Origin of the sequence: Novosphingobium sp. PhB55, assembly GCF_004368805.1 — a bacterium.
In the GTDB taxonomy this organism is placed as follows: domain Bacteria; phylum Pseudomonadota; class Alphaproteobacteria; order Sphingomonadales; family Sphingomonadaceae; genus Novosphingobium.
The window spans coordinates 210,494-222,992 of record NZ_SODQ01000007.1 but is presented as its reverse complement, the minus strand read 5'-3'; the positions used below and the strand labels follow the sequence as shown (position 1 = coordinate 222,992).

Below are 12,499 nucleotides of genomic sequence, written 5' to 3'. Positions count from 1 at the left end.
ATGGCTGAAGTCGACTGGGCAGAGGTGCGCACCCTGCTCGACTCCCTCTACGGCTCCGCCGAGCGCCTTGAGGCCCTGTTCCCCGGCCGCAAGTTCACGCTCGACGGACACCTCGTGTGCAGCATCGGCGAAGTCATCGCCGCCTACATGTTCGACCTCCCCCTGGATCCCGCGTCGACCATGGTGCACGACGCCCTGTGCCCCGCCGGCCGCCGCGTGGAGATCAAGTTCACCCAAGGCCGCACCGTCGCAGGACCGCCGCCCGCGCCACACAAAGCAACGGCCAGCGGCCCATCAGCCTCGCACACCTCACCCGCCTGAACGCCGCCGTCGCCGACGAACAACGCCTCCCCATTGTCAGGCCGCGCCTATCTGACAGCGCTGGGAGGGAATAGAGCCTTCAGGCGTGACGGATCGCGAGCACAGGCCCCAAGGCCGTTTTGCTGCGGTCTCTCCTACAGGGCCTAAAAAGCGAGAGGGTTTTGCCAACCTCACCTGTCATCCAACCTACCCTCCCCCATCTTCTTTCCCAGAACTCCTCGCTGCGGCCATCCCCATCACCGTCTCGGCACTCGCCGCGAAGGCTGGATCGAGGGAGTACACCGAACGCTTCATCCGCTTCAGAAGCGGACCACCCTCGCCGCCGAGAGCATCGAGAACGCCGCGGATGGCGAGACCGGAAGGAAGATGGCTCGCATCATACTGCCCGACCATCATAATTCCCCCAAGCGCATCGTTCGCTGCCCTTCTGGATGCCTCCTTCGGGACGGGGCCGCGGCCAGTGTTGATCCCCGCTGCCATCGCCGACAACGGTGCCAACGCAACCAGCAAGCCTGGAAGATCGGGGGTGCTTTCCAGCGTATCCCGGACGTGGCTTTCGAGACGATCCACCTCCGCAGCCGCGGCAATGGCAAATTTTGCAAGAAAGCGCCGCACTCTTGCGAGGTCCGTCGCACCCGTCGACTTCCCGGCAAACCAAACGACCGCCCCGCGATCTCGACACACGAATTCGAGACGCAGGAGATCCCTTCGCTTGGCGTATACCTTGTATTCGGGCCTGCTCTTGCCACACAACCAACCGAGTGCCGTAACCCGCTTGCCTTCCCTTGCACGGGGTTCGTACCCGCGTCGAACTGTGCCAACCGAACCCACGATGGCCGCGTGCTGCGCACGGCGCACCGCTGCAACGGCATCGCCGACCAGAATGTCCCGACACGCTTCTGCCGACTTGAGCCAGACCCGCTGCCACCACCAGTCGGCCCCCTCCGGCACTGAGCGGTCGAATACTTCGATGGCGTGCTCGAACACCTCCTGCACCAAAGCAATCGCTTGTCCTAAGAGGCGGGGCAAATCGCGCCTGGCGCCAAGAACGTTGTTGTTGCCATCCAGGCCGATGGGACCACAGGCAGTTTCTCCGCCGAGCAGGGCACGAATCCACCGTTGCGGATTCAGAGAGAGCGAAGAGCGCTGCGTGACGCGCAGGCCGCGGTCGTGCTTCGAGAAGAACAAGTCGAGCGTAGCGGTGCCAAGACTTGGGCCACTTTCGCTTTCGAGGAAGAGCGTCACCTGCATGTAGTCGTGATGCGTTTTCTTCGACTTCGGCGTCGTCACCTTGGCCCAAGGCTCCATCTTTGCGAACCGATCGCGCAAATCGGCGGGCGAAATCGGCACCTTGGACACCACCTCTCCACACAAGCCAATTGTGAGAGCGTCGAGCATGACGTTGGGCAACCCGGACTGGGCTGCATGCGAATCGTTCATGGTCGTTTTCCTAATCTGACGGGAAGCGACGCCTTGCCAAGAAGGCAAGGCGCATGCTCATCGCACCCAAGCAACCGCGATCACCGCGCTGCTGCTCTTGGACACGCGACTTCGCAACGTCACATATCGGCGAGGTCGGCATGGACGCCGCTATCCCCTCTCGCCTCGCCTGTTCCAGCTACGACCTGCTCACCAGCAAGACTCTCCGCACCGGCGCGAAAACGGACGCCGAGATAGAAGGGCTTTCCGGAGTTCTGCTTACGCTCGCACCCGTAAGCATTCTGAAGCAGTCCGGAAAGGCGCCGCATGGTTCCATCATTGACCCGCTCAGGGTTGAGATCGAGTTCGGTCGACAAACGCCTAAGCGCCGTCTGGAGTTCGTCCGAAGTCAACCTTTCGCCGCGCGCAGCCTCGATTTTGGTGTGCGCCAGAATGGCTGCAACGTCGTCCCCATGCTGCATGATCGCTGCAGCCTGCTCGTGCCCAGCCGGAATCGTGAAGCACTTGCTCTGCGCCAAACGCTTCGCTCCTTCCGCCGCCCAGTTGATGAAGGCGCTGGGCTCGTGCAATACCTTCGAGACAAAGTCCGGGTCGACTTCATCCGGACGGAGTGAGCGCTGGAAGACGACGCACAAAAGGCGCCGACCCGATGCGTTCGACTTGTCCGGAATTCGCGGCAGTTCGTTGGTCGCGAACAAATGCCGCGCGATCGGCCGGAAGGTGAAGGGATTGCCGTACAGGCGGCGAGCCGTAATCGGTTCGAGCGATCCCAACTTCTTGAGATGCACCGCCGGGACCAGCATGTTGCCGCCCAGTTCCGGCACCACGTTAAGCGCCACCCCTTCGAGCTTAGCCCTGTATTTCTCCTGCCCCCATTCATCGGGCGGAATCGAGTCGATGCTCTGGGGCGGCAGAAGCCCCTGCATGATCGAAAGCAGGGTCGACTTCCCCGAGTTTTGCGGCCCTACCAACAGGCACATGCGCCGTGCCTCATCTTTTTCCGGTTGGACATCGAACAGGATGGAACCCGCAAATTCCTGCAATGACTTGACCTTGGAAAGATCATTCAGCGTCGCGAGCAGACGATCCTCGAACCACGAAAAAGAAGCGTCAGGGTCGAAGTCGCACTGAAGCTTGACCCGCGCCTTGTGCTCGCTGCTGTGTTCCTCCAGTTGCAAGCCGCCGTCCAAGGACCAGCTCACGAAACCGTTGGACACGCAGACACCAGGCATCGCGTCCTGGAAGAAATCGTCATTCCTCAGTTCCGAGGCGACCTGACTGACGATTTCTGCGCGCGAATGCTTCCTCTGCACGAGGTCATAACCGCGGAACTTTTCCAGCACGTTGCTATCCAGTTCGTCCGACGAGAACCGAACAAAAGAACCAACGTCAGGAGATTCCACATCGTCCAGGCTTTCCCCGCCCACATACCCGTAGAGACTCCCACCAACCCAAGCCGAGACGGTGAAAGTATCCTTGATTTCCTTTACCATTGCCGCAGCAAAATCAGACGAGCGGCGAAGCAGGCCGTATTCTTCGTGGGAGTTCTCGGCAATTTTCGTCGCCTCGCGCAAAGCGCGCGGAGCGATTTTAGTGGCCTTGGAAACATCGAACTCCAACTGACAGATTTCCGCGGTGGAAAGCACTCGCACAGCATCCAGGAAGACTTTCTGCACATCGGCAATCTGATACGGGAGCGGCAGCATGCAAATGTGCTCGAAAAACTCACCCACACTCGTTGCCGTTACAGCACCGTCACGACCGCTGTTCACGTTTTCCATGCACACTTCTCCGATTTCGGGCGCGCGGACGCGCCGAATTGATTTAAGTCGAGGTTGTGATTGCAGTGGGCGTGTGGACGCACCCTAATCGAGCTGATGCGTGATCGGGCAATCCCGATTACGCAATGTCATGGCTTTGGACACCATGAACCGAATGGTTCGCATGCGCTATGACAACGCGAACATGCCCCAAGCGGGGGTATGTGGGATGGATGAGTGCGTTGGCCTACGACCAAGCTCTGCGTTTGGCTTTCCACGACCAAACGCGCCTGGGTTTTAAAACCCGTAGCGCAAAAAATTGCGCGCAGGCCATTCATTGAATGATGGCCGAAGCAGCTACCTCTGTGCCTGGCAGCAAGGCGCACCGGAAGACGAATCCGGAATGAAGGCCTCATAAATTCCAACTTCTCAATGCACAAGCAGAATCCTCGATTTTTTCAGCGACCCAGCAGCGTCGCTGCCCTTCTCTTCAGTCTAACATCATTCGTCCGCATTCACTTGCGGAGAACTTCATGAAATCCTTCGACACCCTGGCCGGAATGGCCAACCATTTCCCCGAGGCGGCCTGCGCCCCGATGCGGGCGATCCTCGCGAACTTCCCCGAATGGTGGGACCACACGGACATCGAGCAGGTCAGCTTTTCGCAGGTCCTCGACAGCCCGATCTTCCTCATCGAGGCAGTCGAGGAACTTTCTCACGTCCAGCCCTATGAAGAACGCGACGGCGAACCGCTTTCCGTACTGACGGCCCCATCGGCTGCTTTCGATTTCGCATACTGGACCGAAGGCGGCGATTTCGCCGTGATGGGCGTCGTCGAGACCACCAACGGCGGCCCGCAATTCTACATCCCTGCACACATCGCCGCGCAGGCGCCCTATGTCGCAGTCAGCATCCAGATGAAACAGGCTGAAGAAGCTGCCGCGAACACCAGCGTGGGAGGCCAGCAATGAACCCCTTCGCTATGGGCGTTAGCTCCTTCCTGGCAGAGGCATTCGTGCCGTCGAGCGGCTCCGCGCAAACCGGCCGCTCGTCTACCGAGATTGCTGTCCCGATGCCGAGCAGATCGGCTTCGCCCGACATCAACCTCGTGAAGATAGTGGTGAACGTGAACCGGCGCTAGAATCTCGCGCCTGCGCACCCGCGCGTACTGTTCTAGCCACCAGCAACTTAGGCAAAAAAAAGTCCACGCCCACAACAGTCCTATGTGGCCCGCGATCGTCGCCGGCCGCCGACAATCCTACATCGGAGACCCCAAATGCCCGCAATCACGCGCGGGCTTGCCCTGGACCCGCCGGCCGTGCCGGACGGGAGGGACAAGCTGCGTCTGTTCGACGACAAGCTCACCGGCTTCATCATGGAAGTCCGTCGAACCGGCAACATCACCTTCTATGTCCGTTATCGCGATGCCCGCAACCGCCAGCGCGAGGTCCGCCTCGGCAAGCTGGGCGACATCACCGTGGAGCAAGCCCGCCGCCGGGCACAGGAACTGCGCGCCGAGGCCTCGCTCGGCGGTGATCCTGCCGGGGACCGTGACCGCCTGCGCGCGGTCCCCACCTTCGCCGACTTTGTCGAGAACCGTTACCTGCCCTTCGCCAAGGAGCGGCTGCGATCCTACGCCGATCACGTCGGCTTTTTCCGGCTGCGCCTCAAGGCACTGTGGGGGAGCCGGCCCCTGGACGAAATCCGCCCTCAGGACGTGGCGGGCCTCCAGGACCACCTGCGCCGCGCTGGCCTGACCAATGCCACCGTCAACCGCTACGTTGCCTTCGTGCGGCGGGTGTTCAACCTCGCCCTGCGCTGGGAGGCCTACGAGGGCCGCAACCCCGCCCAGCACGCCGAAATGCGCCGCGAGCACAATCGCGAACGCTTCCTGACCGAAACCGAACTCCGGGCGCTTTTCATGGCGCTGCGGGACGAATCCAACAAATCGGCCGCCCATGCCCTCGCACTCCTGGCCGCCACCGGCGCCCGTCGGGGTGAAGCGCTGGGCGCCAAGTGGGAGCACATCGACTACGAGCGGCGCCTGTGGACGGTGCCGATCTCCAAGAGCGGGCGGCGGCGTCACATCCCGCTGTCCGATGCGGCGCTTGCCATCCTCGAACGGCAGCGCCCATGGGCGCCGGGGACATTCATCTTTCCCGGGTCCCATCCGGACAAGCCGCTCGCGGACCCCAGCAAGGCGTGGCGCCGTGCGAAGAAACTGGCCGGGCTCGACGCAGACCTGCGCATCCATGACCTACGCCACACCTTCGCTTCCACGCTCGTCGGCAAGGGCCGCAGCCTTCACGAGGTCGGAACGCTCCTCGGACACAGCCAGATCAGCATGACCATGCGCTATGCCCACCTCGCGCCCGCAAGGCTCATCGAGGCCGCCAACGAAGCGTTGCCCGTCCTGATGTGAGCCAGTCGAGGCAAAGCCGCCCCATCCATTACGAAACCTGCGGCCCTGCGGACTTGTCCCGGGGTCGTTTTCTTTTTTCCCGCAGCACCCGAGGAACCACGATGCTGAACAAGACCAAACTCCGCCACTCGCTCCGTCCCGCACAACCCGCGGTCGAGACCCCGCCCTCGGAACCGCCCCAAGTGGCCTACGACACGCTGATCCTCCCGCCGGATGCCATCGACGCCGCCCTCGCCCCGATCATCGCGGATGCCAACGTGACCGTCCCCACCATGCTCACGCCCGCGCAAACCGCCGAGGTCCTGGGCGTCGGAACCAAAACCCTCGAACGCTGGCGCTCGACGGGCGACGGGCCCCGCTTCGTGAAGCTGTCTCCGGGCACGGTGCGCTACAGGGCCGCAGACCTGAACGCATTCGTTGCCGAGCGCATCAAGAGCAACACGCTGCAGTAGGCCACCGCGCCGCCGGCTGGAGGCAAAAGTATGTCCCGATCACCGCCAAGGGTGATCGGGACATACCTCTGCTTCCTTCCAGCAAGATTGCCGCTCAGCGATCAGGCGCCAGCCAGTAGCCTGTCGAGCGCGATCACGGTCAGGTCATCACCGCTCAGTCCATGGGTCGCCGCAAGCGTGCGCAAGGCGACGTACCGCGGCTGGTCCAGGGTCGCGCTGATGCGGTGCCGTGGCCCGCCGAAAGTGCGTCGCGGTGGCGCCAATGGTTCCGAAATCGGGCGCGCCAGCCCGCGCGACGGGTATGGTTTCAATCCACCTTCCATCATGCATCTCCAAGTCGTTCGCGGATGCAAGCCCAGACGTTCCGGAGTTCCTGTGCTCCGGCCGAATTGGGCTGCGTTTCCGTCAGGGTCAGGCCGCTCCGAAGCGGCAGATCTACGCGGTGATGAACCGGCGGCAGCCTATCCTGACCATGGGCATCCAGCCGGCGGACCAGTTCACCCATCGCCCGGCTGCGAAACAGGCCTGCGTTGGGCAAGGCCAGATACGGCTCCTCCCAGAAAAGCACCGTCCGCATAGTCCGCTGGACGGCCGCGTAGTCGAGTTCGCCGGGGCGGACCGGCACGATGACGAGATCGGCGGCGTTTATGGCCTTGGCGATGTACTCGCTGTGGCCCGGCGGCGTATCGATGAAGACGTATCGCACGCCCTTGCGGTTGAGGGCGTAGAGCCTGAGGGACAGCGTGCGCAGCATGGGAGCTACAAGGATCGGGCCGTCGCGTTGGCGCATGTTGTACCACGCCGTCAGGCTGCCCTGCGGGTCTAGGTCGAACATCGCGACCTTGCCCTTGCCGGCCTCGCCCTCCTCCGCCTCGCAGTCCTGCTGCGCCAGCACCGCCAGCGAGGCGGTCATCAACGTCTTGCCCACGCCGCCCTTGTGGGCGGCAAGGCTGATTATCTTCATGTCGGGAACTCCGCGCTCGGTTGCGCATCCGCGCGAACCGCGCGCAGATGCTCAATCGAGTGTTCGCGAGAGATGCCCGGTAGATGGATTGCTAGTACGGTTTGTCACCGACCAGAGTGGCAGGAGCGCACTAGCAGTCGCGTTGAATGGTGAGCCTCGAGACTTTGAAATAGCGTTGAAATATCGCACGGCGGCACTTACGTGACCGAAGATGAACGACCGCGGCTAGATTGCGGGTATAGATGGAGAATCGATTTGGCCTGTCCCCGCGGTGCCGCTTCGCCCGATTTGCATACCCAGCGCCGGCTTTTCGCCGCATCGGCCGGCTACTGTCAAAATCCGGAATGTGAGCGCGAGCTATTTGTCGACGCAGATGGCAAGTCCGTCCATGTCGCTGAAATGGCCCACGTCTTTGCCGCGAGCGAGAAAGGCCCCCGTGGCACTGGTGGGCTCTCCAAGGCCGCACGGGGAGCCTTCGAAAACCTCGTAATGCTTTGCGCCAATTGTCACACAATTGTTGACAAGGCACCGGACGCCTACCCGGATGATAAGATGCTGGGTTGGAAACGCGATCATGCGGAAAAGCTCAAGGGGCTGTTTGGCGTTATCGCTTTCGATAGCCGCCAAGCTGCTCGGGAGACGGTCGAGCCCATTCTGGCCCAGAACCGAGCAATTTTCGAGCAATACGGACCGCACATCGAAGCCGCCGAAAATCCCGAAAGCGGAGCGGCTGAGCGATGGAAGCGCAAGATGCTCACCCGCATCCTCCCAAACAACAAAAGAGTGCTGGCTCTCTTGGATGAAAACCGGAAGCTTTTGCAGAATGATGAGCGCAACACTTTAGAACTTTTTCGACAACACGTAGACGATCTAGAAGCCTTTCATATCGAGAACCTAAAGAACGATGCAACGCGCTTTCCAGACGCGATGGCCTCGATTTTGGAGAATTGAACGATGGCCGGAAGCATTACGGATTGGGCAGCGAGCAAAATAGATCCCAGAGAGGGCTTGTCTGTCGTTGGGCGGACACCCGAAGACTTCCTCATCATGAAATACAGGGATGGCCTCCCGTTTCCGGTCGCAATCCTTGGCGTACAAGACGTAATTCTAGTCGACCACGTACAACCGTTATTTTCGCATGTTACGAAACCGCAATTCGTAGCGAATGTGCCCTCCAAAACCCTCTGGAGTGGCGACGCAATCTCACTGATACACGCTTCCCCAGCAGCTTTCGGAACGCTAGGAGATGTTCGAAGGGCCGCAAGCACTGGCGACGTTCAGAGTTTTCGCAATAAGAATTGGGATTTCTTCGAACGAGGGATCAGGCAGCACTCGAAGGTGCACGCCGTGACCCGCATCTATGACGAAGTGTTCGATGCGCGCCTGCTAAACGGGACCACACGCAGAATCGCGCTAGTGGACGGCTATCACGTAAGTGCCGAGGATATCCGAAATGCACGTGACCGGTTCGGAAAGTTCGACATCGCGGTCAAAAAGACCAGCTATGGCTCGATAACCGACGCTGCTGAAGAAGCGGCCGCATCGATGGGCGCCAACGTAGTCACCTTCAAAGGACTATTGCAGAACCTCGCAAGGTAATGCGGAAGGCTGTCGAAGAGTTGCTCTGTACTGTTGCAGAGCAACTTGGCCCAATCCAGTCCGGCAGCGAATGGTATCTCTTCGGCTCAGTAGAACGAAATGCCCCGATTGCGTTTGATATCGATCTCCTGATTCTTTGCCACAGCAACGAGCAGGCGGACAATTTGCGCCGGGCGATTGACCATGATGAGTTCCCACTTCCGCTTGACCTCTCACTGATGACTTTCTCCGAAGCCGCCCAAGTCGATGCCGTTCGGAGCCAAAATGCCCGATTGATCCATCCACGCAGAAACGAGCCGACTGCCTAGCCTGAAAAACGTGGCAAGAAGAAGCGTTCCTTCCTGCACAAAAAGGGGAATACGGTGGGAAGCGTTCCGCGCTTCCCGCTCACCTCTGCCAAAACTGTTGGAAAAGGTGGTGAGCCCTGCTGGGTTCGAACCAGCGACCTACTGATTAAAAGTCAGTTGCTCTACCGACTGAGCTAAGGGCCCCCGTTGCCGGGCGCAGGCCGGCGAAGCGGCTGCGGAAGGGGTCACCTAAGGGCAGGGCGAGGCTTGGTCAAGCGGGCATGAAGCTGATTAATGGTGAGACCCGTCAAAGGATCACGCCAGGGCCCCGCAATCCGCCGCGCCGGGCCGAGCACGAAATCGCGGCTGCGGAAGGCAGGGTGCGGCAGAATCAGGCTTTTTTCGCCCTCGCCGGCCGCCCAGGGACCGCCGCTCCACAGCACGAGGTCGAGGTCCAGCACCCGCGAACCCCAGGCCTGGCCCATGCGGCGGCGGCCGAACTTGTTTTCCAGCTTGTGCAGCTTGTGCAGCATCTCGTCGGGTTCGCGCTTGCTGCGCACCAGCGCCACGCCATTGGCATAGCGGCGGCGCGAGGGACCGAGCGGCGCGCTCTCGATGATGGGCGAGGCAGCCAGCACCTCATACTTGCCGCTATCGAGCGCGGCCAGCGCCGCGGCGAGCACCTGCCGGGGGCCGCCGTGGCGCGGATGGCGCATGTTCGAGCCGAGCGCGACGAGATACTGGTGCTTGGCCAAGGCCGATGTCCCCCGATGATGTCGTAACTGTCGAGGGTGTATCAGATATCCTGCGCAATGCGCGTGTAGAGTTGCGGGCGGCGATCGCGGAAGAAGCCCATGCCGGCACGGTGCTTTGCGGCGCGGGCAAGGTCGATCGTGGAGACCAGCACGCCGCTTTCCTCCTTGCCGAATTCCGCGACGTAATCGCCCCATTCGTCCGTGATGAACGAGTGGCCGTAGAAGGTCTGCTCTGTGCCGCATTCGGTTTCGACGCCGATGCGGTTGGCGGCGATCACCGGCATGCAGTTGGACACCGAGTGGCCCACCATCGCCCGGCGCCACATGCGGCTGGTGTCCAGCGTCGCGTCATAAGGCTCCGAGCCGATCGCGGTGGGGTAGAACAGCAGTTCCGCGCCCATCAGCGCCATCACCCGCGCGCATTCGGGATACCACTGGTCCCAGCAGACGCCGACGCCGACCTTGGTGCCGAGTACGTCCCACACCTTGAAACCGTCGTTACCGGGGCGGAAGTAGTACTTTTCCTCGTAGCCGGGGCCGTCGGGAATGTGGCTTTTCCGGTAAGTGCCGATGATCTCGCCATCGGCACCGATCATCGCCAGGGTGTTGTAGTAGTGATGGCCGTCGCGTTCGAAATAGCTGGTGGGGATCACCACTTTCAGCTTCGCCGCCAGTGCCTTCATCGCGATCACCGAAGGATGCTCGGCGGTCGGGCGGGCGAGCGCGAAGAGTTCCTCTTCCTCGACCTTGCAGAAGTAGGGGCCGGAGAACAGCTCGGGCGGCAGCACGATCTGCGCGCCGCTGGCGGCGGCTTCCTCGACGAGCGCGGAGACGGCGGCGATATTCTCGCCCTCGTCCGCGGAATTGAGCGCGAGCTGAAGCGCGGCAACGGTGATTTCGGTCATGGAGGGGGCCTCTATCAGTCCCGCTTGCGGAACAGAAGGGTCATCCGGTCGCTCTCGCCGATGGCGAGGTACTTGTCGCGGTCCTTGTCCTTCAGCGCCAGGCTGGGCGGCAGGGTCCAGACGCCGTCCGGCCAGTTCGCGGTGTCCTTGGGATTGGCGCTGATCTCGGACTGGGCGACGAGATCGAAGCCGTTGTCCTTCATGAAGCGGATCACGTCCGCCTCGCGCAAGTAGCCCTTGGAACCGTCGGCATAGTCGGCCGGGGCGTCCGGGCGGGCGCGGTGCTGCTCGATGCCGATCAGGCCGCCGGGCTTGAGCAGGTCGCGCATGGCCGCGAATTCGCTGCCGGCGATGTTCCAGCGCAGCAGGTTGTGCATCATGCGCGGGACGACGATGACGTCGAAAGTGCCCTTCTCGCCTTCCGGGATCGCGCCGAGCGTGTAGGCGGCGAACTTGTCGGCCGGCATGCCGGTGAACTTGGCCACGTCTGCCGGGTAGTTCGCGGCGCCCTTGCGGATGCCCTCCCGGGTCTCGGGCTTGAAGGCCGGCGCCTCGGGGTTGAAGTAGAGGCCCACCAGATGGCCCTGCTGGCCGAGGTAGAGCCCGAGCAGGCGCGAGTACCACTCGCCGCCCGGTGCATATTCGCCCACTTTCATGGTCGGCGCGACGCGGAAGAAGCTGAGCGTTTCCACCGGGTGACGATACTTGTCGCGCGCGCGGTCTTCCTTGCGCGAAGGATTGGAGGCGGCGAGTTCGAGCAGCGCCTCGCAGCCCTTGCAGGATTCCGCCTCGGTGGTTTCGTCGGCAGCGGTGGCGGCGCCGGGCATGGCGATGACGCCGAGAAGGGACGAAAGGGCGATGAGGGCGCGGCGCATGCGATTCTCCCGTGGAAGCTGGTCAGTCCTGAACCTAGTTTCCGACGCCCCAATGACAAGCCGTCCCAGTGTACCTATCTAGCGACAAATTCCCCCTCATGAGGACATTCAAGACAATGGAAACGGCAATCGTTGCAGGCGGGTGCTTCTGGTGCACCGAAGCGGTGTTCCGCGACGTCATCGGCGTGGACTCCGTGGAAAGCGGTTATATCGGCGGCACCGTGGCCAACCCGACCTACAAGCAGGTCTGCGGCGGCGACACCGGCCATGCCGAGGCGATCAAGGTGAACTACGACCCCTCCGTGCTGTCCTATGGCGACCTGCTCGACGTGTTCATGGGCACCCATGACCCGACGCAGCTCAACCGCCAGGGCAACGATGTGGGCACGCAGTACCGTTCGGCGATCTTCCCGCTCGACGATGCCCAGGCCGCCGAGGCCGAGGCCGCGCTCGCCCGGTCGAACCAGGACAACGCCGGCAAGGTCGTCACCACGATCGAGGGCTTTGCCGAGGGCAGGCAGAACGAGGCGTGGTATCCCGCAGAGGACTATCACCAGGAATACTGGGACGGCGAAGGCCAGCGGAATCCCTATTGCCTCGCGATCATCCCGCCCAAGCTGATGAAGCTGCGCAAGAGCTTCCAGAACAAGGTCAAGGGCTGAAGCGCCTGCTCTTCGGGGCTTCGGACTGTGCGGCGACGGACGTGGCGGAAGCCATCC

The 12,499-nt window shown here is 62.0% G+C and carries 15 protein-coding genes and 1 tRNA gene; 8 read left to right on the top strand and 8 right to left on the bottom strand.

Annotated elements, in window-relative coordinates; all coding sequences use genetic code 11:
* Positions 1-321, top strand: a complete 321-nt coding sequence (locus tag EDF57_RS18490) for a hypothetical protein (RefSeq protein WP_134095304.1) — start codon at positions 1-3, stop codon at positions 319-321.
* A 186-nt stretch (positions 322-507) separates the two neighbouring features.
* Here the strand turns inward: EDF57_RS18490 and EDF57_RS18485 are convergent, their stop codons facing one another.
* A complete protein-coding gene (locus EDF57_RS18485; RefSeq protein ID WP_134095303.1) occupies positions 508-1,761 on the bottom strand; it encodes a hypothetical protein in 1,254 nt (417 codons plus the stop codon).
* Between the two features lie 119 nt (positions 1,762-1,880).
* Positions 1,881-3,542, bottom strand: a complete 1,662-nt coding sequence (locus EDF57_RS18480; RefSeq protein ID WP_134095302.1) for a DUF5906 domain-containing protein — start codon at positions 3,540-3,542, stop codon at positions 1,881-1,883.
* 512 nt (positions 3,543-4,054) lie between these two features.
* On the opposite strand from EDF57_RS18480, the gene EDF57_RS18475 reads away from it, so the two are divergent.
* From EDF57_RS18475 to EDF57_RS26050, 3 genes are all read left to right on the top strand, one after another.
* Positions 4,055-4,492 (top strand): hypothetical protein, encoded by a 438-nt coding sequence (locus EDF57_RS18475; RefSeq protein WP_134095301.1) that lies wholly within the window; start codon positions 4,055-4,057, stop codon positions 4,490-4,492.
* A gap of 305 nt (positions 4,493-4,797) precedes the next feature.
* A complete protein-coding gene (locus tag EDF57_RS18470; protein WP_134095300.1) occupies positions 4,798-5,943 on the top strand; it encodes a site-specific integrase in 1,146 nt (381 codons plus the stop codon).
* A gap of 101 nt (positions 5,944-6,044) precedes the next feature.
* The gene (locus EDF57_RS26050) at positions 6,045-6,395 is read left to right on the top strand and encodes a helix-turn-helix domain-containing protein (RefSeq protein ID WP_243841140.1); all 351 of its coding nucleotides are present in this window, start codon (positions 6,045-6,047) and stop codon (positions 6,393-6,395) included.
* Between the two features lie 101 nt (positions 6,396-6,496).
* Here EDF57_RS26050 and EDF57_RS25575 read toward each other — a convergent pair whose 3' ends face one another.
* Both EDF57_RS25575 and EDF57_RS18460 read right to left on the bottom strand, forming a co-directional pair.
* On the bottom strand, positions 6,497-6,658 hold the full coding sequence (locus EDF57_RS25575) for a hypothetical protein (protein ID WP_166675313.1): 162 nt from the start codon (positions 6,656-6,658) through the stop codon (positions 6,497-6,499).
* A 59-nt stretch (positions 6,659-6,717) separates the two neighbouring features.
* Complete coding sequence (locus EDF57_RS18460) at positions 6,718-7,359, bottom strand: ParA family protein (RefSeq protein WP_134095299.1); 642 nt, start codon at positions 7,357-7,359, stop codon at positions 6,718-6,720.
* Positions 7,360-7,560: 201 nt separating this feature from the next.
* Here EDF57_RS18460 and EDF57_RS18455 point away from each other — a divergent pair, with 201 nt between their 5' ends.
* From EDF57_RS18455 to EDF57_RS18445, 3 genes are all read left to right on the top strand, one after another.
* Positions 7,561-8,310, top strand: a complete 750-nt coding sequence (locus tag EDF57_RS18455) for a hypothetical protein (protein WP_134095298.1) — start codon at positions 7,561-7,563, stop codon at positions 8,308-8,310.
* Positions 8,311-8,706: 396 nt separating this feature from the next.
* The gene (locus EDF57_RS18450; protein ID WP_134095297.1) at positions 8,707-8,958 is read left to right on the top strand and encodes a hypothetical protein; all 252 of its coding nucleotides are present in this window, start codon (positions 8,707-8,709) and stop codon (positions 8,956-8,958) included.
* Positions 8,958-9,266 (top strand): hypothetical protein, encoded by a 309-nt coding sequence (locus EDF57_RS18445; RefSeq protein ID WP_134095296.1) that lies wholly within the window; start codon positions 8,958-8,960, stop codon positions 9,264-9,266. The genes EDF57_RS18450 and EDF57_RS18445 overlap by 1 nt, the downstream gene beginning before the upstream one ends.
* Positions 9,267-9,373: 107 nt before the next feature.
* Here the strand turns inward: EDF57_RS18445 and EDF57_RS18440 are convergent.
* The 4 genes from EDF57_RS18440 to EDF57_RS18425 form a co-directional block, all read right to left on the bottom strand.
* Positions 9,374-9,449 (bottom strand) — tRNA-Lys (locus tag EDF57_RS18440).
* A 41-nt stretch (positions 9,450-9,490) separates the two neighbouring features.
* Entirely contained in the window at positions 9,491-10,000 is a 510-nt protein-coding gene (gene folK / locus EDF57_RS18435) for a 2-amino-4-hydroxy-6-hydroxymethyldihydropteridine diphosphokinase (protein ID WP_134095295.1), read from the bottom strand.
* A gap of 41 nt (positions 10,001-10,041) precedes the next feature.
* Entirely contained in the window at positions 10,042-10,905 is an 864-nt protein-coding gene (aguB, locus tag EDF57_RS18430) for an N-carbamoylputrescine amidase (protein ID WP_134095294.1), read from the bottom strand.
* A 14-nt stretch (positions 10,906-10,919) separates the two neighbouring features.
* The gene (locus EDF57_RS18425; protein ID WP_132263902.1) at positions 10,920-11,780 is read right to left on the bottom strand and encodes a class I SAM-dependent methyltransferase; all 861 of its coding nucleotides are present in this window, start codon (positions 11,778-11,780) and stop codon (positions 10,920-10,922) included.
* 116 nt (positions 11,781-11,896) lie between these two features.
* Here EDF57_RS18425 and msrA point away from each other — a divergent pair, with 116 nt between their 5' ends.
* Complete coding sequence (gene msrA, locus EDF57_RS18420; RefSeq protein WP_132263904.1) at positions 11,897-12,442, top strand: peptide-methionine (S)-S-oxide reductase MsrA; 546 nt, start codon at positions 11,897-11,899, stop codon at positions 12,440-12,442.
* Positions 12,443-12,499: the final 57 nt, after the last annotated feature.

Excerpts from the sequence above, each read along its gene's own strand:
- EDF57_RS18445 (WP_134095296.1), top strand. The coding sequence starts at position 8,958 with ATGCGGAAGGCTGTCGAAGAGTTGCTCTGTACTGTTGCAGAGCAACTT.
- aguB (WP_134095294.1), bottom strand. The coding sequence starts at position 10,905 with ATGACCGAAATCACCGTTGCCGCGCTTCAGCTCGCGCTCAATTCCGCG.
- EDF57_RS26050 (WP_243841140.1), top strand. The coding sequence starts at position 6,045 with ATGCTGAACAAGACCAAACTCCGCCACTCGCTCCGTCCCGCACAACCC.
- EDF57_RS18470 (WP_134095300.1), top strand. The coding sequence starts at position 4,798 with ATGCCCGCAATCACGCGCGGGCTTGCCCTGGACCCGCCGGCCGTGCCG.
- EDF57_RS18425 (WP_132263902.1), bottom strand. The coding sequence starts at position 11,780 with ATGCGCCGCGCCCTCATCGCCCTTTCGTCCCTTCTCGGCGTCATCGCC.
- EDF57_RS18480 (WP_134095302.1), bottom strand. The coding sequence starts at position 3,542 with ATGGAAAACGTGAACAGCGGTCGTGACGGTGCTGTAACGGCAACGAGT.
- EDF57_RS18460 (WP_134095299.1), bottom strand. The coding sequence starts at position 7,359 with ATGAAGATAATCAGCCTTGCCGCCCACAAGGGCGGCGTGGGCAAGACG.
- EDF57_RS18485 (WP_134095303.1), bottom strand. The coding sequence starts at position 1,761 with ATGAACGATTCGCATGCAGCCCAGTCCGGGTTGCCCAACGTCATGCTC.
- EDF57_RS18490 (WP_134095304.1), top strand. The coding sequence starts at position 1 with ATGGCTGAAGTCGACTGGGCAGAGGTGCGCACCCTGCTCGACTCCCTC.
- EDF57_RS18475 (WP_134095301.1), top strand. The coding sequence starts at position 4,055 with ATGAAATCCTTCGACACCCTGGCCGGAATGGCCAACCATTTCCCCGAG.
- msrA (WP_132263904.1), top strand. The coding sequence starts at position 11,897 with ATGGAAACGGCAATCGTTGCAGGCGGGTGCTTCTGGTGCACCGAAGCG.